The 22,886-nt window shown below is 70.8% G+C and carries 25 protein-coding genes and 1 pseudogene; 11 read left to right on the forward strand and 15 right to left on the reverse strand.

Translation table 11 applies throughout. The features are described 5' to 3' along the window. Positions 1–61: 61 nt before the first annotated feature. Complete coding sequence (locus COA07_RS12550; protein ID WP_096641128.1) at positions 62–835, reverse strand: zinc-ribbon domain-containing protein; 774 nt, start codon at positions 833–835, stop codon at positions 62–64. 156 nt (positions 836–991) lie between these two features. Between COA07_RS12550 and ftsE the strand changes: the two genes are divergently transcribed. From ftsE to COA07_RS12575, 5 genes are all read left to right on the forward strand, one after another. After that, positions 992–1,699, forward strand: coding sequence for a cell division ATP-binding protein FtsE (ftsE, locus tag COA07_RS12555; RefSeq protein WP_066713950.1), 708 nt, complete (start codon positions 992–994; stop codon positions 1,697–1,699). Next, the gene (locus COA07_RS12560) at positions 1,696–2,568 is read left to right on the forward strand and encodes a cell division protein FtsX (RefSeq protein WP_096641130.1); all 873 of its coding nucleotides are present in this window, start codon (positions 1,696–1,698) and stop codon (positions 2,566–2,568) included. Before ftsE ends, COA07_RS12560 begins: the two co-directional genes overlap by 4 nt. Then, positions 2,565–3,101, forward strand: coding sequence for a YdcF family protein (locus tag COA07_RS12565; RefSeq protein WP_066711571.1), 537 nt, complete (start codon positions 2,565–2,567; stop codon positions 3,099–3,101). The genes COA07_RS12560 and COA07_RS12565 overlap by 4 nt, the downstream gene beginning before the upstream one ends. Continuing rightward, positions 3,098–3,781, forward strand: coding sequence for a lysophospholipid acyltransferase family protein (locus COA07_RS12570; protein ID WP_066711579.1), 684 nt, complete (start codon positions 3,098–3,100; stop codon positions 3,779–3,781). Before COA07_RS12565 ends, COA07_RS12570 begins: the two co-directional genes overlap by 4 nt. A gap of 87 nt (positions 3,782–3,868) precedes the next feature. Next, complete coding sequence (locus tag COA07_RS12575) at positions 3,869–4,435, forward strand: hypothetical protein (RefSeq protein WP_066711572.1); 567 nt, start codon at positions 3,869–3,871, stop codon at positions 4,433–4,435. Between the two features lie 34 nt (positions 4,436–4,469). Here COA07_RS12575 and COA07_RS12580 read toward each other — a convergent pair whose 3' ends face one another. Next, the gene (locus COA07_RS12580; protein ID WP_066711573.1) at positions 4,470–5,378 is read right to left on the reverse strand and encodes a prephenate/arogenate dehydrogenase family protein; all 909 of its coding nucleotides are present in this window, start codon (positions 5,376–5,378) and stop codon (positions 4,470–4,472) included. Further along, complete coding sequence (gene hisC, locus COA07_RS12585; RefSeq protein WP_066711574.1) at positions 5,378–6,490, reverse strand: histidinol-phosphate transaminase; 1,113 nt, start codon at positions 6,488–6,490, stop codon at positions 5,378–5,380. Before hisC ends, COA07_RS12580 begins: the two co-directional genes overlap by 1 nt. 99 nt (positions 6,491–6,589) lie before the next feature. Here hisC and metX point away from each other — a divergent pair, with 99 nt between their 5' ends. Genes metX through COA07_RS12600 form a run of 3 tightly spaced genes read left to right on the forward strand, consistent with a single transcriptional unit; the run spans position 6,590 to position 8,744 of the window. Next, positions 6,590–7,720 (forward strand): homoserine O-acetyltransferase MetX, encoded by a 1,131-nt coding sequence (gene metX / locus COA07_RS12590; RefSeq protein ID WP_066711575.1) that lies wholly within the window; start codon positions 6,590–6,592, stop codon positions 7,718–7,720. Further along, the gene (gene metW / locus COA07_RS12595; protein ID WP_066711576.1) at positions 7,717–8,316 is read left to right on the forward strand and encodes a methionine biosynthesis protein MetW; all 600 of its coding nucleotides are present in this window, start codon (positions 7,717–7,719) and stop codon (positions 8,314–8,316) included. The genes metX and metW overlap by 4 nt, the downstream gene beginning before the upstream one ends. A 32-nt stretch (positions 8,317–8,348) precedes the next feature. After that, a complete protein-coding gene (locus COA07_RS12600; protein ID WP_174525830.1) occupies positions 8,349–8,744 on the forward strand; it encodes a response regulator in 396 nt (131 codons plus the stop codon). Here COA07_RS12600 and COA07_RS12605 read toward each other — a convergent pair. The 6 genes from COA07_RS12605 to COA07_RS12630 are packed head-to-tail and all read right to left on the reverse strand — an operon-like array spanning position 8,722 to position 14,676. After that, the gene (locus tag COA07_RS12605; protein ID WP_066711578.1) at positions 8,722–10,269 is read right to left on the reverse strand and encodes a sensor histidine kinase; all 1,548 of its coding nucleotides are present in this window, start codon (positions 10,267–10,269) and stop codon (positions 8,722–8,724) included. The genes COA07_RS12600 and COA07_RS12605 overlap by 23 nt on opposite strands. Then, positions 10,270–10,833: a single-stranded DNA-binding protein gene (ssb, locus tag COA07_RS12610; RefSeq protein ID WP_096641132.1), complete on the reverse strand. Its 564-nt coding sequence runs from the start codon at positions 10,831–10,833 to the stop codon at positions 10,270–10,272. Positions 10,834–10,842: 9 nt separating this feature from the next. Next, complete coding sequence (feoB, locus tag COA07_RS12615; RefSeq protein ID WP_066710889.1) at positions 10,843–12,708, reverse strand: ferrous iron transporter B; 1,866 nt, start codon at positions 12,706–12,708, stop codon at positions 10,843–10,845. 40 nt (positions 12,709–12,748) lie between these two features. After that, complete coding sequence (locus tag COA07_RS12620) at positions 12,749–13,027, reverse strand: FeoA family protein (protein ID WP_066710891.1); 279 nt, start codon at positions 13,025–13,027, stop codon at positions 12,749–12,751. Between the two features lie 42 nt (positions 13,028–13,069). Then, positions 13,070–13,723 (reverse strand): COQ9 family protein, encoded by a 654-nt coding sequence (locus tag COA07_RS12625; protein ID WP_066710893.1) that lies wholly within the window; start codon positions 13,721–13,723, stop codon positions 13,070–13,072. Then, positions 13,720–14,676 (reverse strand): DMT family transporter, encoded by a 957-nt coding sequence (locus tag COA07_RS12630; RefSeq protein WP_066710895.1) that lies wholly within the window; start codon positions 14,674–14,676, stop codon positions 13,720–13,722. The genes COA07_RS12625 and COA07_RS12630 overlap by 4 nt, the downstream gene beginning before the upstream one ends. Before the next feature lie 63 nt (positions 14,677–14,739). On the opposite strand from COA07_RS12630, the gene COA07_RS12635 reads away from it, so the two are divergent. After that, a complete protein-coding gene (locus COA07_RS12635; protein ID WP_066710900.1) occupies positions 14,740–15,816 on the forward strand; it encodes an alkene reductase in 1,077 nt (358 codons plus the stop codon). A 37-nt stretch (positions 15,817–15,853) separates the two neighbouring features. On the opposite strand, the gene COA07_RS12640 is transcribed toward COA07_RS12635, so the two are convergent. Together COA07_RS12640 and COA07_RS12645 are read right to left on the reverse strand one after the other, a co-directional pair. Further along, positions 15,854–17,104 (reverse strand): dipeptidase, encoded by a 1,251-nt coding sequence (locus COA07_RS12640; RefSeq protein ID WP_066710907.1) that lies wholly within the window; start codon positions 17,102–17,104, stop codon positions 15,854–15,856. Positions 17,105–17,405: 301 nt separating this feature from the next. Beyond that, positions 17,406–18,869, reverse strand: a complete 1,464-nt coding sequence (locus COA07_RS12645) for a S41 family peptidase (RefSeq protein WP_083956852.1) — start codon at positions 18,867–18,869, stop codon at positions 17,406–17,408. A 121-nt stretch (positions 18,870–18,990) separates the two neighbouring features. Here COA07_RS12645 and COA07_RS12650 point away from each other — a divergent pair, with 121 nt between their 5' ends. Further along, a complete protein-coding gene (locus COA07_RS12650; RefSeq protein ID WP_066710911.1) occupies positions 18,991–19,320 on the forward strand; it encodes a hypothetical protein in 330 nt (109 codons plus the stop codon). Here COA07_RS12650 and COA07_RS18815 read toward each other — a convergent pair. The 4 genes and pseudogenes from COA07_RS18815 to COA07_RS12665 form a co-directional block, all read right to left on the reverse strand. Further along, complete coding sequence (locus tag COA07_RS18815; RefSeq protein ID WP_373853898.1) at positions 19,317–19,460, reverse strand: DUF1810 family protein; 144 nt, start codon at positions 19,458–19,460, stop codon at positions 19,317–19,319. The two genes, COA07_RS12650 and COA07_RS18815, sit on opposite strands and share 4 nt — an antisense overlap. Positions 19,461–19,563: 103 nt before the next feature. Continuing rightward, a pseudogene (locus COA07_RS18775) lies at positions 19,564–19,725 on the reverse strand (DUF1810 family protein); the annotation flags it as partial. A gap of 399 nt (positions 19,726–20,124) precedes the next feature. Beyond that, positions 20,125–21,216, reverse strand: coding sequence for a GGDEF domain-containing protein (locus tag COA07_RS12660; protein WP_245842148.1), 1,092 nt, complete (start codon positions 21,214–21,216; stop codon positions 20,125–20,127). 90 nt (positions 21,217–21,306) lie between these two features. Next, positions 21,307–21,861, reverse strand: coding sequence for a peroxiredoxin (locus COA07_RS12665; protein WP_066710917.1), 555 nt, complete (start codon positions 21,859–21,861; stop codon positions 21,307–21,309). Positions 21,862–22,059: 198 nt separating this feature from the next. Between COA07_RS12665 and COA07_RS12670 the strand changes: the two genes are divergently transcribed. Then, the gene (locus COA07_RS12670; protein ID WP_096641134.1) at positions 22,060–22,872 is read left to right on the forward strand and encodes an inositol monophosphatase family protein; all 813 of its coding nucleotides are present in this window, start codon (positions 22,060–22,062) and stop codon (positions 22,870–22,872) included. The last annotated feature ends 14 nt before the right edge of the window (positions 22,873–22,886 follow it).

Here is a 22,886-nt window from a genome sequence, read left to right on the forward strand (position 1 = left end):
CAACGGATATGTTCGCGGGCGCGTTTTCGGGCGGTGCCGGCCCGCTCCCCCACCCGGCCGCTCAGCTCGCCTCGCCGACGAAGCTGAGGTCGAGCCGCTTCGAACTGGCCGGCACGTCCACCTGTGCGGAGTTGAAGTCGATCACCGCATTGGGCGCCAGCGAGCGTTGCTGCGGTGTGATCGTCCAGCTGAACACGATCTTTCCCTGCGAATCGCGCAGGTCGGCGCGGATGTCGGGCACGCGCTGGCGCGTGGGGGAGGGGTTGGTGATCTGACCGCTGACCGCGAACAGCTCCGACCCGTTGGCCATCTTGCGCCGCTCGATCGGATTGTCGGCGATCGTCAGCGGCAGCTCGTCCGGGCCGATCGACAGCCCGATCTGCTGCGCCAGCCCCGGCGCGGTGGTCCACAGGATGATGCCGACCGCCACCAGCATCAGCAGCCCCGCCGCCAGGCTGGCGATGGTGCGCATCCGCGTGGTGTTGCGCGTCCGCTTGAACGGCGGACGGTGCGCAAAGGCGTCATAGCCTGCGTTGTCCGCCGCGCCGGCATCGACCGCCGGGTCGACATAGGTCGCGGTCACGCCGGGCGGCGGCGGCGGCGCGGCGAAGGCCGGCTCGGGCTGCACCGGCACCGTCACCACCGCGGTTTCGGGCGGCAGGTCGGCGGGCGCGAAGGCGGCGGGTTCGGGGGCCGGCGGGGGCGGCGGCAGCTCCGGCCCGTCCTGGTGCCAGCTGTGGCGGCAGTTGGCGCAGCGCACGGTGCGGCCGGTGGGGCCGATCGCACTGTCGGGCACCAGATAGCGGGCGCGGCATTCGGGACATTCAAGGATCATGGACGCGGGGCACCGGCTGGACGGGATCGGAATCTAAACACCGGCTTACCGGCAATGGCAAGCGGGTGTCGCCGCGCTTGATGCGCACACGGCCCCATGCGATGGCATCGGCGCGGCGCCGCGCCGCGGAACAAGGCAGGGATAGGTCAGGGCCGCGTGGCGGGCATCGTCCAGTTCGAGAATGTCGGATTGCGCTACGGCCATGGCGACGAGGTGCTGCGCGACCTCAGCTTCACGCTGGCGGCGGGGGAATTCTATTTCCTCACCGGCGCCAGCGGCGCGGGCAAGACCTCGCTGCTCAAGCTGCTGTACCTGGCGCAGCGCCCCAGCCGAGGGGTGATCCGGCTGTTCGGCACCGATGTCGTCACGCTGCCGCGCGCGCGGATGCCCGGATTCCGGCGGCGGATCGGCGTCGTCTATCAGGATTTCCGGCTGGTCCCGCACCTGTCGATCGCCGACAATGTCGCATTGCCGCTGCGCATCGCCGGGGTCCTGGAAAGCGAGGTGCGCGACGCGGTGCGCGAGATGCTGGCCTGGGTCGGGCTGTCGCACCGTGCCGATGCGCGCCCGCCGACGCTGTCGGGCGGTGAACAGCAGCGCGTCGCGATCGCGCGCGCGGTGATCGGCCGCCCCGAACTGCTGGTCGCCGACGAACCCACCGGCAACGTGGACGAGGCGATGGCCGAACGGCTGATGCAGCTGTTCGGCTCGCTCAACGGCCTGGGCACCACGGTGGTGGTCGCCACCCACGATCTGACGCTGCTGAACCGGATCAAGGCGGCGCAGATGATGCGCATCGTCGACGGCCAGTTGCACGATCCCACCGGCGCGCTGCGCTTCCCGCCGGGGCGCGGGGCGGCATGACCGCCGCGACCGCCCGCATCCTCGATGCCGCCCGGCAGGGCCGCGCGATGGCGTGGGTGCTGGCGATCATGCTGTTCCTTACCGTGCTGGCGACCGCGGCGGGCATCGGCACCGCGCGCGCCGCTGCGGCGCTGGGGCAGGCGCTGGCGGGCCGCGCGACGGTGCAGATCGTCGATGCCGATCCCGCCGCACGCACCGCCGCCGCCGCGCGCGTGCTGGCCGCGCTGCGCCAGTCGTCGGCGGTGACCGGCGCCACCCCGGTGTCGCGGCAGGAACTGGCGCGGCTGCTGGGGCCGTGGCTGGGCGATGCCGCGCGCGATGCCGACCTGCCGGTGCCCGCGCTGATCGACGTCGACCTGGCCGATCGCGCCGATGCGATCGACCGCGTCCGCGCGCTGGCGGCGCGGCTGGCGCCGGGCGCGCGGGTCGACCGGCATGGCGATGCGCTGGCCGCGGTCGGGCGGCTGCTGCGGCTGCTGACGCTGCTGGCGGCGGCGCTGGTGGCGTTGATGACCGCGGCGTCGGCGGCGGTGATCGTATTGGCGGCGCGGTCCGGGCTGGATGCGCATCGCGGCACGATCGAGGTGATGCACGGGCTGGGCGCCACCGACGTGCAGGTCGCGCGGCTGTTCCAGCGGCGCATCGCGCGCGACGCGGCGCTGGGCGCGTGCGTCGGCGGGGTGGCCGGCTGGCTGGTGGTCGCCGGGCTGGGCATGCAGGCATCGGGCAGCGGATCGCAGCTGCTGGGCGGGGTCACGCTGGGGCAGGGCGGCTGGGGCGCGGTGATCGCGCTGCCGTTCGCGTTCGTCGCGCTCGCCGCGCTGGTCGCGCGCCGCGCGATCATGCGCACCATGGGGCGGCAGCTGTGATCCGGCGGCTGGCGGCGCTGGTGGTGCTGGGCTGGGCGCTGGGGTTCGCCGCGTTCATGCTGATGCTGCCCGGCCCCGCGGCGGATGCGGTGACGACCGATGCGATCGTCGTGCCGACCGGCGCGGCCGGGCGGATCGCGCGCGGGCTGGACCTTCTGGAACATGGCCGCGCGCGGCGGATGCTGGTGACCGGCACCGCCCCGGGGGTGACGCGCGCGGATCTGGCGCGGGTCGCGGGCCATGCGCGCACGATCGCCTGCTGCGTCGATCTGGGCGCGGAGGCGGTCGATACCCGCGGCAATGCGGAGGAAACCGCCGCCTGGGTCCGCTCGCACGGCTATCGCACGATCCGGCTGGTGACGTCGGACTGGCATGCGCGCCGCGCGCGGCTGGAACTGGGGTCCGCGCTGGGGCGCGACGTGTCGGTGGTGGTCGACGGTGTCCCCAGTTTCCCGACGATCGGTCAGGCGATGAACGAATATCACAAGCTGTTGCTGCGCCGTGTCGTCCTGTGGTGGGCGGCGATCGCATGAACGCGCTGCGCACCTATGCCTTTCGCTTTGCCTTCTACGCGCTGTCGGTGCCGGTGGTGCTGGTCGGGCCGCTGACGATCCCGTTCGGGCGCCGCGCGGTGCAGCGCTACGCGCACGGCTGGGTGCGGATGCACCGCTGGCTGGCGCGCGCGATCCTGGGCGTGCGGGTGCGGGTGGAGGGCGCGCTGTACGACGGCCCGGCGCTCTACGTCGCCAAGCACGAGACGATGTTCGAGACGTTCGAGCTGGTCGACCGGATCGACGGCCCGCTGATCGTCCTGAAACAGGAATTGCTGCGCATCCCGGTGTGGGGCGCGATGGCCAGCAACTATGGCGCGGTCGCGATCGACCGGGACGCGGGCGGCAAGGCGATGCGCCAGCTGCTGCGCGAGGGCGCGGCGGTGCGCGCCTCCGGCCGATCGGTGCTGATCTTCCCTGAGGGGACGCGCGTGCCACATGGCGAACGCCCCGCGCTCAAGCCCGGGTTCGTCGGCCTGTACAAGGCGATGGGGCTGCCGGTGGTGCCGATCGCCAGCGATTCCGGGCGGCTGGTGCCGCGCCAGGGCACCGCGCGGCCCGGCACGCTGACGCTGCGCTTCGGCGCGCCGATCCCCCCCGGCCTGCCGCGCGCCGAGGTGGAGGCGCGCGTCCACGCGGCGATCAACGCGCTCAACGATTGATCCGGATCGGATCGGTTACGGTTCCGCGCGGCTTGCGTCCCCGGCCGCTCCCCCGCTCTCCTGCGCCCTCGCAGCAGGGAGATCACGATGGTGAAGGTCGGGGCGGAAAAGCTGAAGGGCAACGAAACGCGCCGCGAATATCGCTGTTTCCAGCCGTGGCTGGATCACGCGGCCTTGCTGGCCGAACGCTTCTACCGCGAATGCGACGACGATCCGTTCGCCTATAATGAAACCGCCAGCGTCAGCCTGCTGTGCTCCGCCGCGATCGCTTCGGGTCAGCTGGCGCTGGCCGAATTCGCGCAGGAAAAGCGCGGCCTCGGGCGCGGGCGCCCCTATGTCGGCGGCCGCTGGGACATGTGGATGGGGAGCGACCGCTTCCAATGGGGGCTGGAGTTCAAGCAGATCAAGACGCGCTTCATGCCCGATCGCCTGGAACAGGGGCTGGCGGCAGCCTGGTCGTGCGCGCGCGCGATCGAGCGGACGCACGCCGACCAGCGGCTCGGCTGCCTGATCGCGACGCCGCGCGGGGAGGGCGCGGTGTACCATCGCGCGCTCGCCAACCTCGAAGCCTTCGCAGAAGGGTGCGACTACGCCTGGCGGATCGACGCCGGCGATGGCCATTGCCGGACGTTCCTGTTCTTTCGCACGGTCTGACCCGCCCGCCGGTCGTGCCCGCCGGTCGTGCCCGTCAGTCGTGTCGGCGGCCGAAATCGGCCGCCGCGTCGTCCTGCCCCTGGTCGACGATCGAGCGGCGGATCGCGCGGGTGCGCGCGAACCGGTCGAACAGCGCATCGCCGTCGCCCCAGCGGATCGCGCGCTGCAACTGGCTCAGATCCTCGCTGAACCGTTGCAGCATCTCCAGCACCGCATCCTTGTTGGCCAGGAACACGTCGCGCCACATCGTCGGGTCGGATGCGGCGATGCGCGTGAAGTCGCGGAAGCCGCCGGCGGAGAATTTGATCACCTCCGACTGGGTCACCTGCTCCAGGTCGTCGGCGGTGCCCACGATCGTATAGGCGATCAGGTGCGGCAGGTGGCTGGTCACCGCCAGCACCAGGTCGTGGTGGTCGGGGGCCATCCGCTCCACCTCGGCGCCCAGCCGGCGCCAGAATTCCTCGACCCGCGCGGTCGCGGCCGCGTCGCTGCCGGGCAGGGGGGTGACGATGCACCAGCGCCCGCGGAACAGCGTGGCGAAACCCGCCTCCGGCCCGCTCTGCTCGGTCCCGGCGACCGGATGCGCGGGGACGACGCGCGCCTCGGGCAGCACCGCCGACAGCGCCTGCGCCACCGATGTCTTGCAACTGCCCACGTCGCTGACGATCGCGTCGTCGGGCAGGTCGGCGGCGATCGCGGCGGCCACGTCGCCCATCGCGCCGACGGGGACGCACAGGATCACCAGGTCGGCGTCGATCACCGCCGCGCCGGGCGTGTCGGCGACATCGTCGGTCAGGTCGATCCGCCGCGCGATCTCGCGCACCTCGGCGCTGGCGTCATGCCCGGTCAGCCGCACGGTCGGCATCGACTGGCGCACCGCGCGCGCGATCGAGCTGCCGATCAGCCCCAGGCCGATGATGCTGACCCGCGAAAACGGCAGCATCAGCCCGCCTTCTCCACCTCGGCGCGCAGCACGGCCAGCACTGCGCGCATGTCCGCCTCGCTGCCGATCGTGATGCGCAGCCCGTGCGGCAGGCCCTGTCCCGGCAGCCAGCGCGTGGCATAGCCCGCCGCCATCAGCGCGTGATAGGCGACCTCCGCGGTCAGCGCGCCTTCGAACAGCACCAGCACGAAATTGGCCTTGCTGGGTACCGCGCGCAGCCCGGCATTGCCCAATGCGGCGATCTGGTCCGCGAACCAGGCGCGCCACTGGCGGTTGTGCTCGCGGCTGTGGCGCACGAAGGCATCGTCGCCCAGCGCCGCGATCGCCGCGCGCTGCGCGCCGATGCCGAAGCTGAACGGCGCGCGGATGCGGTGCATCGCCCGGATCAGCTCCGCCGCGCCATAGCCCCAGCCGACCCTTTCCGCCGCCAGCCCGAAGATCTTGGAAAAGGTGCGCGTCACCAGCACGTTGGGCTGGGTGCGCGCCAGCTCCAGCGCACCGTCGTCGTCCTCCGGCTCCAGATATTCGGTATAGGCCTGGTCGATCACCAGCAGCACGTCGCTCGGCAGCGCGGCATGCAGCCGCGCGATCTCCGCGCGGGGGGTATAGGTGCCGGTGGGGTTGTTCGGGTTGGCCACGAACACGACGCGCGTCCGCTCGGTCACCGCGGCCAGGATCGCGTCGACATCGGTCGCATAATCGGCGTCGGGCGCCACCACCGGCACCGCGCCGACGCGCCGCGTCGCGATTTCGTACACCGCAAAGCCGTAGCGGACGAACACGATCTCGTCGCCCACGCCCGCGAAGGTGCCCGCCGCCAGGTGTAGCACCTCGTCCGATCCGGTGCCGTAGATGATGCGGTCGGCCTCGATCCCGTAATGCGCCGCCAGCGCATCGCGCAGGTCGGCGGCGGCGGCATCGGGGTAGCGTTCCAGCTCGCCCGCCGCATCGCGATAGGCGGCGCGCGCCGCCTCGGGCGTGCCGAACGGGTTTTCGTTCGACGACAGCTTGGTCACCGGGCGCCCGTCCTCGGACGTGGCGCGACCGGGAATGTACGGGGCGATGCCCATGATCCAGGGCTTGGCGACGGGGGCGGTGGGGGTCTGCGTCATGGCGCTGCGCTGTACGGGGCGGACGCGCGCGTGGCAACGCGCGCGCGCGTGCCGCGCTGCTCGACTTCACCGGGACGACGGGGCTAAGGCGGTGGTTCGATGCTTACCACCACCGACCCCATCGACCAGCGGTTCGGCCTTGCGCGGCGGGTGACGCTGCCCGGCCCGCTGAAGCTGGACAGCGGCGCGCTGCTGGCGCCGGTCGAGATCGCCTACGAAACCTATGGCACGCTCGCGCCCGATGCGGGCAATGCGCTGCTGGTCTGCCATGCGCTGACCGGCGACCAGCATCTGGCCAGCGCGCACCCACGCACCGGAAAGCCCGGCTGGTGGCAGCGGATGGTCGGCCCCGGGCGGCCGATCGACACCGACCGCTTCTTCGTGGTGTGCGCCAACGTGCTGGGCAGCTGCATGGGCACCTCCGGCCCGGCCAGCACCGATCCCGCCACCGGGCGCCCCTATGCCATGGACTTCCCGGTCATCACGATCCGCGACATGGTGCGTGCGCAGGCGCTGCTGCTCGATCATCTCGGCGTCGCGCGGCTGGCGGCGGTGGTCGGCGGTTCGATGGGCGGGATGCAGGCGCTCAGCTGGGCGGCGACCTATCCCGATCGCGTGCCCGCCGCGGTCGTCATCGCCTCCACCGCGCGCCACACCGCGCAGAACATCGCCTTCCACGAAGTCGGGCGACAGGCGGTGATGGCCGATCCCAACTGGCGCGGCGGCGATTATTACGACGGCGATCCGCCCGCCGCGGGGCTGGCGGTGGCGCGGATGGCGGCGCACATCACCTATCTGTCCGAAGCCGGGCTGACCGAGAAGTTCGGCCGCCGACTGCAGTCGCGCGAGCGCAAGAGCTTCGGCTTCGACGCCGATTTCCAGGTCGAAAGCTACCTGCGTCACCAGGGGCTGGCCTTCACCGACCGGTTCGACGCCAATTCCTACCTCTACATCACCCGCGCGATGGATTATTTCGATCTGGCGGAGGAACATGGCGGGCTGCTCGCCAATGCCTTCCGCGGCACCGGCACGCGCTTCTGCCTGGTCAGCTTCGATACCGACTGGCTGTATCCCACCGCCGAATCGCGCAGCATCGTGCAGGCGCTGAATGCCGCCGGCGCGCCGGCCAGCTTCGTCGAACTGTCCAGCCCCTATGGCCATGACGCCTTCCTGCTCGATTCGCCCGACCTCGATCGGGTGATCGCCGGCTTCCTGGGGGCGGTGCGATGAGCCTGCGACCCGATCTGGCGATCATCGCGCGGCATGTCCCGGCGGGCGCGCGCGTGCTGGACGTCGGCTGCGGCGACGGCGAGCTGATGGCCGCGCTGCGCGATGCCAGCGGCGTCGATGCGCGCGGACTGGAGCTGGATCGCGGCAATGTCGCCGCCGCGGTGGCGCGCGGCCTGTCGGTGATCCAGGGCGATGCCGATACCGATCTGGCCGGCTATCCCGACCAGAGCTTCGACTATGCGATCCTCAGCCAGACGCTGCAGACCGCGCGCGCGCCCGACCGGGTGCTGGACGAACTGCTGCGGATCGGGCGCCACGCCTTCGTCAGCTTCCCCAATTTCGCGCATTGGCGGGTGCGGCTGTCGCTGCTGTGGGGCGGGCGGATGCCGGTGACGCGGCTGCTGCCCGAACGCTGGTACGACACGCCCAACATCCACCATCTGACGATCGACGATTTTCGCGCACACCTGCGCGACCGCGCGGTCACGGTGGAGGGGGCGTGGTTCCTGTCGGGGGACAAGAGCACCGGGCGCGCCGCGGCGAACATGTTCGCCGAACATGCCGTATTTCTGCTGACTCGGAACAAGTCGGTTTGATTTCGGTTAAGGCGGCGATCGGAACCATTTTGATGCAGAACACCGCGCTCATCGTTGAAGACGAGATTTTCGTCGCCCTCGACCTCGAACGCATCCTGATCGATGCCGGATATCGCGTCGCCGCGATCGCCGCCGATGCCGATACCGCGCTTCAGGCGGCACCGGGTTGCTCGTTCGCCTTCGTCGACGTGAACCTGCGCGACGGGCCGACCGGCCCGCTGATCGCGGAGCGGATCATGCGCGATTACGGGGTGAAGGTGGTGTTCGTCACCGCCAATCCCGGGCAGATCGCCGACCCCGGCGTGTCGCTGGGCTACATCCGCAAGCCGTTCAACGACGAAGCGATCCTGACCGCGGCGCAGATCGCCACCGCGGGGGAGGCGACCAGCGCCAGCCAGGATTTCGTCAGGTGGCGGAAACCCGGCTGAACGCCGGCACCGGTACCTCGATCGTCACCACCAGCCCGGCGGGCTTCCAGTCGCGCGCGACGCTGCCGCCCAGCTGACGCACCGCGCTCATCTCGATCAACTGGCTGCCGAACCCGGCTTGCGTGTCCGGCGGCGCCGACACCGCGGGGCCGTCACGCTCCGCCCAGGTCAGCGTCACCACCTCCCCGGTCCGCGCGATCGACAGGTCGACCCAGCCGTCCAGCACCGACAGCGCGCCGTACTTGCTCGCGTTGGTGGCCAGCTCATGGAACAGCAGCGCCAGCGGGGTCGCCGCGCGATCGTCCACCGCCACATCGTCGCCCGATACGCGCACCCGCTCGCCGTCGTCGCGCCGGTACGGCAGGAACAATTCGCCCAGCAACCCGTGCAGGCTGTCCTGCTGGACGCTGGGGCGTGACTGCGGGCTGTGCGGGCGGACGAAATCGTGCGCGCGGCCCAAAGCGGTGATGCGATGGCGCAGGTCGTGCGCGACCCCCGCCGCCTCCGGATGGGTGCGCGCGGCGAACTGGATCAGTCCGGCGATGACCGAGAAGATGTTCTTGATGCGATGGCTCAGCTCCTGGCTGATGACCTCGCGTTCCTCGATCGCCAGTTTCTGTTCGTGAATGTCGGTGCAGGTGCCGAACCAGCGGGTGATCCGCCCGTCGGCGTTGCGGATCGGCAGCGCGCGGCCCAGCACCCAGCGGTACGTGCCGTCATGGTGCCGCAGCCGGTATTCGATCTGGTACGGGTCGCCGGTCTCCAGCGAATGGCGCCACACCGTCCAGGCGCGCTCCTGGTCCTCGGCATGGAACATGTCGTTCCACCCCTCGCCATCGGTGGTGCCCGCGGGCGCGCCGGTGAATTCGTACCAGCGCGCATTGTAGTAATCGTGATAGCCGTCGGGCAGCGTCGACCACACCATCTGCGGCATCGTATCGGCCAGCGTGCGGAACCGCGTCTCGCTGTCGGTGGCGGCGCGCCGGGCGGCGCGTTCCGAATCGCGCCGCACGATGCCCTCGCGCGTCTCGGTCAGCCGCGCCATCACCGTATGCGCCAGCACCGCCAGCCCTTCGCGTTGCAGCTCGGTCAGCCCCTCGGGCCGCGGCTTGGTGTCGATCACGCATAGCGAGCCGAGCGGATAGCCGTCCTCGGAGATCAGCGGCATGCCGGCGTAGAAGCGCAGCCCCATCTCGCCCGTGACCAGCGGATTGTCGGCGAAGCGCAGGTCGTCGCGCGCGTCGGGCACCACCATCAGCACCCGTTCCCACATCGCATGGGCGCAGAACGACTGTTCGCGCGGCGTTTCGGCCACGTCCAGCCCGGTGCGCGCCAGGAAGAACTGGCGATGATCGTCGACCAGGCTGACCAGCGCGGTCGGCACGTCGCACAGCCGCGCGGCGAAATCGGTGATCTGGCGCAGCGCCGCGGCCCCGTCGAGCATCGCGGGGTGATGCGCGGCGAGCACGCGAAGCCGCTCGGCCTCGTCGCCCGCCTCGGCTGCGATGCAGGGAAGCTCGATCATTTAGAACGGCACGTCATCGTCGAGATCGTCCGCGAAGCCGCCGCCGAAGTTGCCGCCGCGCGACCCGCCACCACCGGCCGGCGCACCGCCGCGCGATCCGCCACCGCGCGATGCGCCGCCGCCGCCGTAACCGCCGCCGCTGCTGCCGAAATCGTCGCCGCCGCCGAAATCGTCACGCGCGCCGCCACCACCGCCGCCGCCGTTCCCGCCGCCCGGCCCGTCCAGCATCGTCAGGACGGAATTGAACCCCTGCAGCACCACTTCGGTCGAATAACGGTCCTGCCCGTTCTGGTCCTGCCACTTGCGGGTCTGCAACTGGCCCTCGATATAGACCTTGCTGCCCTTGCGCAGGAAGCGTTCGGCGACGTTCGCCAGCCCTTCGTTGAAGATCGCGACCGAATGCCATTCGGTCTTTTCCTTGCGCTCGCCGGTGTTGCGATCCTTCCACGATTCGGACGTGGCGATGCGCAGGTTGACCACCTTGCCGCCGTTCTGGAACGATCGCGATTCGGGGTCGCGCCCCAGGTTGCCGACGAGAATGACCTTGTTGACGCTGCCTGCCATGGAAACCTCTTACAGGCCGGCGAACACCGCGGCCCAGTATGTAATGCCCGCCATCACGTAGGCGGTTGCGAACAAATAGCCAACCATGAACGCGGGCCATCGCCATCCGTTGGTCTCGCGCCGCGTCACCGCGATGGTGGAGATGCACTGCGGCGCGAACACGAACCACATCAGGAACGCCAGCGCGGTGGGCAGCGACCAGCGCCCGCGCAGGTTGTCGACCAGCGTGCGCTCGCCGCGCGTGTCCTCGACGTCGTCGATGGCATAGACGGTGCCGATCGCCGCCACCGCGATCTCGCGCGCGGCCATCGCGGGGATCAGCGCAAGCGCGATATCGTGGTTGAAGCCGATCGGGCGGACGACCACCTCCAGCCCGCTGGCGATCCGCCCGGCGACCGAATAATCCGCCTGCTTCTGCCCGGCGGGCGCCTGCGGGAAGCTCAGCAGCGCCCACAGGATCACCGTGGTCAGCGCGATCGTGGTGCCGGCGCGCTTCAGGAAGATCCACGCCCGGCTCCACAGCCCGATCGCGATATCGCCCATCCGCGGCATCTGGTACTTGGGCATCTCCATCATGAAGCCCGAACTGTCGCCCTTCGTCACGGTACGGCGCAGCGCCAGCGCGGCGACGAACGCGCCGACGATCCCCATCACGTACAGCCCGAACAGCACCAGCCCTTGGAGGCCGATGAACGGCGCCACCTTTCGCGCCGGGATGAACGCGGCGATGATGATCGAATAGACCGGCAGCCGCGCCGAACAGGTCATCAGCGGCGCAATCAGGATCGTGGTCAGCCGGTCCTTCTCGTCGTCGATGGTGCGCGTCGCCATGATTCCGGGCACGGCGCACGCGAAGCTGGACAGCAGCGGAATGAACGCGCGCCCCGACAGCCCGACCTGCGCCATCATCCGGTCCATCAGGAACGCGGCACGGACCATATAGCCCGATGCCTCCAGCACCAGGATGAACAGGAACAGGATCAGGATCAGCGGCAGGAAGACGACCACCGCGCCGACCCCGGCGATCACCCCGTCGGTCAGCAGCGAGCGCAGGAACCCGTCGGGCATCGCGTCGCGGACGACGCCGTCCAGCGCGGCGAACGCGCTCTCGATCCACGACACCGGCACTTCGGACCAGCTGAACACCGCCTGGAACATCACGAACAGCAAGGTGGCGAGCAGGATCGGCCCGAACACCGGATGCAGCGCGACCGAATCGAGCGCGTGGTTCCAGCGGCGCACCGGCGTCTCGCTGACCGTCGCGGCGGCGGCGATCGTGCGCGCGCGGCGTTGCAGCGTGACGATATCGTCGTCGACGCTGCCGTCGGACGGGCGCAGCCGGCGCAGCTCGGCGGTCGTCCCGCCGACCAGCGCGGTCAGCCGCGCGCGCAGCACGTCGATCCCGCGGCGGCGCACCGCCACGGTCGGCACCACCGGCACGCCCAGCTCGCGCTCCAGCACCGCAGGGTCGAGCACCAGCCCGTCGCGCTCGGCCAGGTCGACCATGTTGAGCGCCACCACCACCGGCAGCCCCAGCGCGATCAGCTGCAACGCGAAGCGCAGGTGATTGTCGAGATTGGCGGCATCCACCACCACCACCAGCGCGTCGGGCAACCGCTCCCCCGCCTGCGTGCCGGTCACGACGTCACGCGTCACCCGCTCGTCGGGGGAGGACGGGTCGAGGCTGTAGGCGCCGGGCAGGTCGACCAGCTCGACCGCGCGCCCGTCGTCGAGCGCGAGGCGCCCGGAATGGCGTTCCACGGTCACGCCGGGGTAATTGCCCACCTTCTGGCGGGCGCCGGTCAGGGCGTTGAACAGCGCGCTCTTGCCGGCATTGGGGTTGCCGACCATCGCGACTAGCGGGGGAAGCTCCATCAGCCGATCCGCGCCGATGCTGCTGCGGGGCGGGGCGCGGTCATTCGGCGGGCAATGCGGCGGTGGACACGCGGATCGACCGCGCGACCGCGCGGCGCAGCGCCACCGTCATCCGCCCGATCCGGCACGCGATCGGCCCGCTGCCCATCCGCGCGCGGTGCAGCACCTCCACCGGCACGCCCTGATCGAAGCCCAGTTCGCGCAGCCGCCGCGCCTCGGGCACGGCCAGCCGCTCCCACTCGATCATGTCCACCGCGGCGCGTTGATGGCGCGGCAGCGTTTCCAGCGTCAGCGTTTCCGGGGGCAGCGAAGAGGTCACGCCGCGGCTATATAACGACTGCGAGTGATTATCAATTGGCGGTTACACCACCGGATAGCGCAGTCGCCCGACGAACCGGCTCAGGCTGGGACGGCGGATCGCGCGGCGCGCCATGCCCGCCTTGGCGCGCTCGAACCGCATGATCCCGTCGATCCGCCGCGCTAGGAACGCGTGCGTGTCCGCCTGCCCCTCGCTCTCGTCGTCCAGGAACACGGTGATCGTCGCGGTATAGACGCCCAGCAGCATCGCGCGCTTGGTATAATGGTTGTAATCGGTGGCGGTATCGCCCGCCAGCCGCCACATCCGGTCGACGCTGCGCCAGCCCAGCCGCGCCGCGGCGGCCAGGTTGGTCGGCAGCGCCAGGATCGCGCGCGCGCGCCGCAACGCCTCGCGGTCGGGGGCCAGCGCGTCGAGCCGCGCGGCGACCAGTGCGGTGATCCGCTCGCGGATCTTCATCGTCGCCAGCCGTTCGGGCGGCAGCGCCTGCGCCATGCGCGCGTCGATGGCGTCGAACCACGCATCGATCATCGCCACCGCCCCCCCCGCGAACGCCAGCGTCGCGATGTCGCGGTCGATCCCGGCGGCGTCGGCGGCCATGTCGCGGGCGGCGTCGCCCCAGCCGTCGAACGCGGCATTGGCGGCCAGATCGGGCGCCAGCCGCGCGCGCACCTCGTCCAGCGTCAGGTCTTCGGTCATCCTATGTCCTCCGTGACGGGGTTGGCGGGTGTGTTGGCGCCTGCCCTAGCAGGTCCCGGCTCGCGTCGCACCAGCACCAGTGCGGCGGCGACCATCGCGACGCCGACCAGATCGGGCGCGCCCAGCCGTTCGCCGAACCCGATCCAGCCGATCGCCGCGGCAACCACCGGCTGGATCAGCAGCGCCAGTCCGACCGCCAGCGGCGACAGCGTGCCCAGCGCATAGATCATGCACCCCTGCCCCACCACCTGGCTGACCAGCGCCAGCGCGATCACCGGGGTCCAGTCGGTCGGCACCACCCGCTCGCCCAGCAGCAGCGCGAACCCCAGCAGCGGCAGCAGCGCGGCGGCCGACGACAGCGCCAGCGCCGGCAGCGGCGCCATCGTCCGGCGCACATCGGCCATCATGATGAAATAGACCGCGTACAGCACGCCCGCCGCGACGCACAGCAGGTCGCCGACCAGATGCCGCGGGTCCAGCTGGTACGATCGCCCCATCAACAGCCCCGCCCCCGCCGCCGCCAGCACCAGCGCCAGCGCCTGCCCGCGCGACGGCCACGCCCGCGCGACCAGGAAGCCCCAGATCGGGAAGATGAACGTCGCGGCATTGCCGAACAGCGTCGCATTGGCCATCGTCGTGCGCAGGATGCCGATATGCCAGCTGCCCAGGTCCGCGGCGAAGGCGACGCCCGCGCCCGCCAGCAACAACCCGCTGCGCCATGACAACGGCACGCGCGCGCTGCGGCCCCGCGCCATCCACGCCGCCGCCGCCAGTAACGGCAGCGCCAGCGCCATCCTCCAGAACGCCGCCGCGACCGGCCCGGTATCGGTCAGCCGCACGAACAGCGGCCCGAACGCCAGCGCCACATTGGCCACCACCGCGGCGACGAAACCGGCGGTATGCCCGCGGCTTTGTGCCGGAATAGCTTTTCTAGGCGACGATGACGCGTGCATGTCGCCCCTTAGCTTCCTAGCTTGGCGCCGTCAGGTATCTTCGTGACAAAGGACATCATCCCTATGCCAAGCCTGTTCGACCCGATCACGATCGGCGCGATCACTGCCCCGAACCGCATCTTCATGGCCCCGCTGACGCGCACCCGCGCCACCGATGGCCATGTCCCCACCGATCTGATGATCGAATATTACCGGCAGCGCGCCGGCGCTGGCCTCATTATTTCGGAAGCGACCGGGATCAGCCGCCAGGGGCTGGGCTGGCCGAATGCGCCGGGGCTGTGGACGCAGGAACAGACCGAGGCATGGAAGCCGGTGACCGCCGCGGTACATGACGCGGGCGGGCGGATCGTCGCGCAATTGTGGCACATGGGCCGGCTGGCGCGTCCCGACGTCACCGGGCTGCAGTCGCTGTCGTCCTCGACCGACCGCGCGCCCTATCACGATCCCGACAAGAATCCCTACGACACGCCGCGCGCCGCGACGCTGGACGACATCCGCCAGACGCTGGACGATTATGCCGCCGCCGCGCGCAACGCGATCGCCGCCGGCTTCGACGGGGTGCAGATCCACGGCGCGAACGGCTATTTCATCGACCAGTTCCTGCGCGACAACACCAACCATCGCGACGATGATTACGGCGGCTCGCCGGAAAACCGCATCCGCCTGATGCGCGAAGTGGTGGAGCGCGTCATCGCGGAGGTCGGCGCGGACCGCACTTCGATCCGCCTGTCGCCGAACGGCGAGACCCAGGGCGCGGACGATTCGAACCCGGAAGCGGTGTTCGTCCCCGCGGCGAAGGTGCTCAACGACCTGGGCATCGCCTTCCTGGAACTGCGCGAGCAGGCCAAGAACGGTACCTTCGGGGCCACGTCGGTGCCCAAGCTCAGCCCGAAGATCCGTCAGGTGTTCACCGGCCCGCTGGTGCTGAACCAGGATTATTCGAAGGAGGCCGCGCAGGCCGATCTCGATTCGGGCGTCGCCGATGCGATCGCCTGGGGCCGGCTGTTCATCGCCAATCCCGACCTGGTGGAGCGGTTCCGCCGCGACGCGGCGCTCAACACGCCCAATCCGAAGACCTTCTACGCCCCCGGGCCGGAGGGGTATATCGACTATCCCGCGCTGGAGCCGGCCGCGGCCTGACGATCGCGCGCGCCGGCCCGGTCGCGGCCGGCGCGCGTCAGTCGCGGGCGGTGGCGTCGACCGGCGGTTCCTTCGCCATCGACGCCGCCACCGCGTCGACCCGTTCGATCACGCGCAGCACATTGCCCTGCGCCAGTCCCGACAGGTCGGCATCGCTCCATCCGCGCCGCGCCAGTTCGGCGAAGATCAGCGGATAGCCTTCGACGCCCTTCAGCCCGATCGGCCCGGTCCCGCTGATCCCGTCGAAATCGCCGCCCAGCCCCACCGCGCCGCGCCCCGCGACCTTGGCGACATGCTCGATATGGTCGGCGACGTCGGCGACGGTCACCGCCGGTTCCGGGTGCTGCGCGTCCCATGCCACCAGCGGCGCGGGCGCACGCGCGCCATATTCGTCGGTCGGCAGCCCCGCGCCCTTCGCGAACGCGCTGCGCGCCGCATCCCAGGCGCGCCAGCGCGCGGACACGAAGCTGGGATAGAAATTGACCATCACCACCCCGCCGCCGTCGCCGATCCGCTTCAGCAGCGCGTCGGGGATGTTGCGCGGCGCATCGGCGATCGCGCGCGCCGAGGAATGCGACGCGATCACCGGCGCGCGCGAGGCGTCCAGCGCGGCGGCCATCGTCGTGTCGGCGACATGACTGACGTCGACGATCATGCCGATGCGGTTCATTTCCTTCACCACCTGCCGGCCGAAATCGTTCAGCCCGCCGGCGCGTGGGGCATCGGTGCTGCTGTCGGCCCATTCCAGGCTCTTGCCGTGGGTCAGCGTCATGTACCGCACGCCCAGCGCGCGATACTGGCGCAGCACCGACAGCCGTTTGTCGATCTGGTGCCCGCCCTCGACCCCGATCAGCGACGCGATCCGCCCGCTCTTCTGGATGCGCCGCACGTCGTCGGCGCTGTCGGCCAGGGCGAAGGCGTCGGGCCAGGCCGCCGCCATCCGCCGGACGATGTCGATTTCCTCCAGCGTCATTTCCACCGCGCGCGGCCCGGTGGCGCTGGCGGGGATATAGACCGACCAGAACTGCCCGCCGACATGCCCGCGCCGCAGCCGCGCGATGTCGGTCTGCAGCGGATAGGGCCAGCGCCTCGAATCCGTGCGCAGGTCCAGCGCCTCGACCCTCGCGCCATATTGCTGGCGGATTTCCCACGGCAGGTCGTTGTGTCCGTCGATCACCGGGGTGCGTTCCAGCAACCGCTCGATCCGTGCCGGCACCGGCGGGGTGGCGGCGGGGGCGGGGGCTGGGGATGCGGCGGCGGCGGCCTGGGCCAGGAAAAGCGCGATCATGCGCCGCAGAACATCATATCGCCGGCGCGCGCGACAGCGAAAAACGCGATCCCGGCCATAACCCGCGATTCTGGCGCACGCGGGCCGGCGGTGGGCCAAACCCCGCACCGGTCCGACACGCCTGCGAAAGCCCCTTCGTCATGCCGGACTTGTTCCGGCATCCATGTTGCCGCGGACGCACCAGCCGATGCTCTTGCGCCACCATGGACCCCGGCCTTCGCCGGGGTGGTGCAGTAACGTCCCGCAACGGCCTTCACCGCCGCCGGGGGGGGCGCCCCGGAGCGCGCGCCTTGCGCCCTCTTCAGAACAACCCCGGCGTCTCGCGCTGCGCGGTGTGCGGGCGGGCGGGGGACAGCAAGGTGCGCGCCTCGGCGGTCAGCCCGGCGGTGCGCTGCGCCGATGCGCTCGCGCCGATCGGGGTACAGCCGCGCCCGCCAAGATAGTTCAGCGCAGCGCGCACCGACGCCTCGTTCGCATCGCCCAGCGGGCGGGTCAGGTCGTCGCTCGCCTGGCAGCTGGCCTCCACCTTGCCCGCCAGCCCGTTGTAGTAATCGCCCTGCCGCGCGGCATTCTGCAACGCCAGCGCGATCACGCGCAGCCGGTCGTCGGGGCAGGCGGGGTTGTCGAGCGGGATCTGCCCGACCGGCTTGCCATAGGTGTTGCTGCCGATCAGCGCGGCATTGCCGTGCAGGTACGGGATCATCGCGTTGATGACATATTCGCTGGCCGATGCGGTACCGCCGGTGCCGATGAACGCCACCTTGGTGGGCGTGATCGCATTGGCCTCGCGCCCGAAATAGATCGTCTCGTCGTTGCTCGACTTGCTCGGGCGGAACGCGACATAGGTCTGCACGTCGCTGGTGCTGCGCGCGCCGCCCAGCAGGTCGGTAAACGTCTGCGCCGTCGCCAGCAGCCCCCCGCCGTTATAGCGCAGGTCGACGATGACGTTGGTGATCCCTTGCGCGCGGAACGCGCCGAACGCGGTGCGCAGCTGGTCGTCGGCGGTGCTGATGAAGGTGCGCAGGTTGACATAGCCGACCTTGCGTCCGCCGTCGTCGATCACCTTGTAGCCATAGCGCGGTGATACCGGTGCCAGCGAGAAATCCGCCTTGGACAGCGTGACCAGCCGCGTGCCCGACGAATCGATGACGCGGAACGTGCGCGTCGTGCCGGCGGTGTCGGGGCCGAGCGCGTTGTTCAGCGCATCGGTATTGCCCGACGACAACAGGCTGCTGACGGTCTGCAGGTTGCTGCTGCTGGTCCCCACCGCGTCGATCTGCGCGCCGCGGTCGACGTTGGCGGCCAGCGCCGGCCCGCCCTCGAACGCCTCGGTCACCAGCAGCCGGTTCGACCGGTCCAGCGTCAGCCGCACGCCGAACCCGGCGGTCGCGCCGGAGCTGTAATAGGCGTTCTCCTCCTTCACCGACGTCAGATAGGTGAAATAGCGGTCCTTGTTCTGCGCCCGCGCGGTCGCGGTCAGCGCGTCGAGGAAGGTGTCGACATCGCCATAGCGCGACGGGTCGATCGACGACGGCAGCGTATCCGGGAACAGATACCATTCGCGCATCTGCGCCAGCACCCAGTCCTGGCGCGCGCGCAGGCTGCACGATCCGCTGCTGGCCGGGGAGGGCGACGGTGTAGGCGCGGCGCCGGTCGATCCGCCGAAGCCGGTGCCGCCCGATCCGCCGCCGTCGCCCCCGCCGCACGAGGCGAGCATCGCCGCCAGCGCCACCAGTCCCACCACCGAACGCCGACCACTACGCATCACCAATACCCCCTGAAGCTGCCCTACGTTATATCGGGCACCGGCGCGCGTCATCAGGCGTTTCGCGTGCCGTCACGGGTCGTCGCCATCGCCGGCCCGCCACGACCGGGAAGGAGAGCGAATGCGTCGTTTTGCGCTTGTGATGCTGGCCGCCGCGCCGCTGGCGGCGTGCGGGGGCGGCGGGGCCGCGCCGACCAACACCGCGGAGGCGTCGAACGCCGGCGACACGGTCGCGCGAATCACCGCGATGAACGAAGGCGAGCGCAATGCGGTGCTGTTCCGCGCGATCCGCGACGCCCAGCGCGATTGCCAGCGCGTCGAACGCTCGACCGCGGCGCCCGCGGTCGGGGGAAAGCCCGCCTGGGTGGCGACGTGCGACGACAATTCGCATTGGCTGGTCGCGATCGGCAACGACGGCATCGCCGCCGTCGCCCCGGTTGCCCCCAGCTAACCCGCGATCAGCGCCAGCGTCGCCGGGTCCGGCGCGCCGAACAGCCGGTTCAGCGTCGCCGCCACGATCGGCGGCGCGCCCGCCGCGGCGAACAGCGTCAGCGACGATCGCAGCTTCATCGCGTCGACCGATCCCAGCATCGCCTCGGCGGACCGGTCGCGGTGGCCCGCGATCGCGGTGACGCACGCGATATAGCGCGTGCCCCAGCAGCGGATGCGCCAGATAGGCGCGCGCCTCGGCCAAGTCGGCGATGGCGTAATGGCGTGCGGTCGCGCTGCGCCCCAGCCCGGCGATCTGCGGGAAGACGTACCACATCCAGTGGTGCCGCTTTTCCCCCGCGCGCAGTTCCGCCAGCGCGATGGCGTAGTCGTGCGACTGGGCGGCGGCGAACCGGTCAAGCTCCATGTCCGCCCAACGCACGGGCGCGGCCGGCGTGCCGGTCAGATGCCGAACGCGCTCGCCGCGTCGACGTAGAGGAGCAGCCCGGTCGTCGAGAAGGCGGCGGCGAACAGCATGACGGTGCGATACGGATCGGGGTGGCGGCGCATGGCGATCTGGCTCCGGGCGGGTCAGGCGATCGGCGTCAGCGGCACGGCGGCGCCCACCAGCATCGCGGCGACCGCGACGGCGGCGAACAGCGAAGCGGCGATACGGCTGAGGTCGGTGGAACGGTACATGGCAGGTCTCCGGTAGCGATCGACCGGACGATCCGGTCACGCCACCGCAACAGCATCGATTGTGCCAGAAATGGAAAGTGGCGGTATTACAGGGCGTTGTGGGTCCGCGGCATCGCCGGACGGCGAATCACGCCACCTGTCGTTCGCACGTTTCGCCAACATGTGGCGCGGTGATCGTGCGCGCGCGGCCCTGGTCCTTGGCGCGGTACAAAGCGGCGTCGGCGCGCAGCATCAACGCGGCGCGCCCCTCGCCCGGGCAGCCTTCGGCGACCCCGGCGGAGAAGGAGACGGTGCCGATCAGCTCGCCGGTTTCGCGCACGCGCAGCCGGCGGGCGGTGATCGCCTGGCGCGCGCTTTCGATCCGTTCCGCGGCCTCGTCCAGCCCGATCCGGTCGAACAGCAGCGCGAATTCCTCGCCGCCATAGCGCGCGACCAGGCAGCCGCATTCGCTGGCCAGCGTATGCGCCACCGCGCGGATCACCCGGTCGCCCACCGCATGGCCGAAATTGTCGTTGATGTTCTTGAAATGGTCGATGTCGCAGATCGCGACCGCGACCGGCCGCTCGCGGTCCAGCCCGGCGAAGGTTTCGTCGAACGCGCGGCGGTTGGGCAATTCGGTCAACGGGTCGGTGCGCGCCGATCCGCGCGCCTCGTCCAGCGCGGCGCGCAGTTCCTCGGTTTCGCGCCGGGCGGCGTCCAGCCGCTCCTCGGCCTGGTGGACGCGCGCGATCATGTCGTTGGTCAGCCGCCCGATCTCCTCGGCGCTGGCGGCGGGGCCGACATCGCGCATCTGCGCGGCGCTGCGTTCCAGGTCGCGGCCGAAATTGTTCGCCTCGGCATGGGCGATCGTGATCGTGTCGTCGAACCCGGCGATCTGCATCAGCACGCGCTCGATCATCGCCTGGTGCGTGGCGGGATCGGCGACCATCCGGTCGTCGTCGTCGTCATTGTCCGCATCGGTCGCACCGGCGACGGGCGCGCCGGTGATCGCCTGCCCGCCCAGCCGCACGATATCCTGCGCGGTCAGCCGCACGCCGCCGTCGGTGATTTCCGCCACGCGCCGCGCCAGAAGGCCGTCGGCATTGGCCAGCACGGCATGGGCGAAGCTGTAATGCGCCGGATCGGGGCTGAGCCGGTTGGCGGTCAGGAACGCACCGATCTTCGCAAACAGCCGATCCCCGGTCGACGCCTGCGCCGCGTGATCCGTCTTCCCTGCCACCACCGTCTCCCGGCGCCGTTACGGCGCTGCAATGATCGAACGGTCGGGATATAGCGTGACAGGTGCTAACAGATCGTATGTGCAGGGAATTTACCGCGTGCGCAGCTTCTGCACCGCCGCCAGCGTCAACGCGACATGCTCCGCCGGGTTCATGTCGGAATGGACGAACGCGATCCGCCCGTCGCGCCCGATGACGTAGCTGGTGCGCGTGGTCGCGTCGCGGCCCTTCACCTGCCGCCCCAGCGCGACGTCATAGCCGGCGATCACGCGCGGCCCGGCGCTGGCCACCGCGAACTTGCCCGCGCATTCGCTGGACGAGAATTTCTGCAGCTCGGCGACATCGTCCGCCGACATGCCGATCACCGTCGCGCCCGCCGCCTTGAACGCATCGACCTTCTCGGCGAAGGCGCGCGCCTCGGCGTTGCAGCCGGAGGTGAACGCCGCCGGGAAGAAGTACAGCACCACCGGCCCGCGGCGCAGCTGCTGCTTCAGGTTGATCGCCACCACCTTGCCCGCGATCGCGCCGCGGGTGCTGAAATCGGGCGCGACCGCCCCGGGGGCCAGCGCGGCGGCGGCCGGCGCGGCCCCCAGCGAGAACGAGGCGGCGAAAGCGGCGAGCGTCGCCGCGGCAGTCAGGAAGCGCATCGGGGTTACTCCTTGGTTGCCTCGCACTCTAGCGTTTGATCCACGTGCGTGGAAGCGGCACCGGCCCGCTCCCCCACCCGACCGCCCATTCAGGATACGCTGTGGGCGGTCGGGTGGGGGAGCGGGCCGGTGCCGCACAGATCCAACTCGCTGGATCGCACCTAGCGCGCGGCGGCGCGGCGCGATAGGCCCGGGGTCATGCCCGTGCGCCCTTCCGACATCGAACTCGCCCACCGCCTCGCCGATGCGGCGGGCGCGGTCATCCGCCCCTATTTCCGCCGCCCCGCCGGGCTGGAGATGAAGGCCGATCGCTCCCCCGTCACCCGCGCCGACCGCGAGGCGGAGGAGGCGATGCGCCGCATCCTCGACGCCGAACGCTCCGGCGACGGCATCGTGGGGGAGGAACATGGCACCAAGGACGGCGTGACCGGGCGCCAGTGGGTGCTCGATCCGATCGACGGCACGCGCAGCTTCACCGCCGGGCGCGCGATCTTCGGCACGCTGATCGCGCTGGTGGAGGATGGCTGGCCGGTGCTGGGCGTCATCGACCAGCCGGTGCAGCGCGAACGCTGGCTGGGGGTGGCGGGGCGCCCGACGCTGTTCAACGGCGCGCCCGCCGCGACGCGCGCCTGCCCCGCGCTGGAGGGGGCGATCGTCGCCACCACCAGCCCGCACCTGTTCGATGACGGCGACGTGCCGCATTACCTCGCGCTGGTCGCCGCGGCCAGCGGCGGCGCGGCGCGGCAGGGGCCGGTCTACGGCGGCGACTGCTACAACTACGGTCTGCTCGCCAGCGGCTTCCTGGACATCGTGTGCGAATCGGGGCTGAAGCTGTACGACTTCGCCGCGCTGGCCCCGATCGTGGAGGGCGCGGGCGGGCGGATGTGCGACTGGAACGGCGATCCGCTGACCGCCGACAGCGCCGGCCACGTCCTGGCGATCGGCGATCCGGCGCGCACCGACGAGGTGCTGGAGGCGCTGCGCAATACCGGCCACGATCATCATCACTGACCGGCCCGCCGCCC

Origin of the sequence: Sphingomonas adhaesiva, from assembly GCF_002374855.1 — a bacterium.
Classification (GTDB): domain Bacteria; phylum Pseudomonadota; class Alphaproteobacteria; order Sphingomonadales; family Sphingomonadaceae; genus Sphingomonas; species Sphingomonas adhaesiva.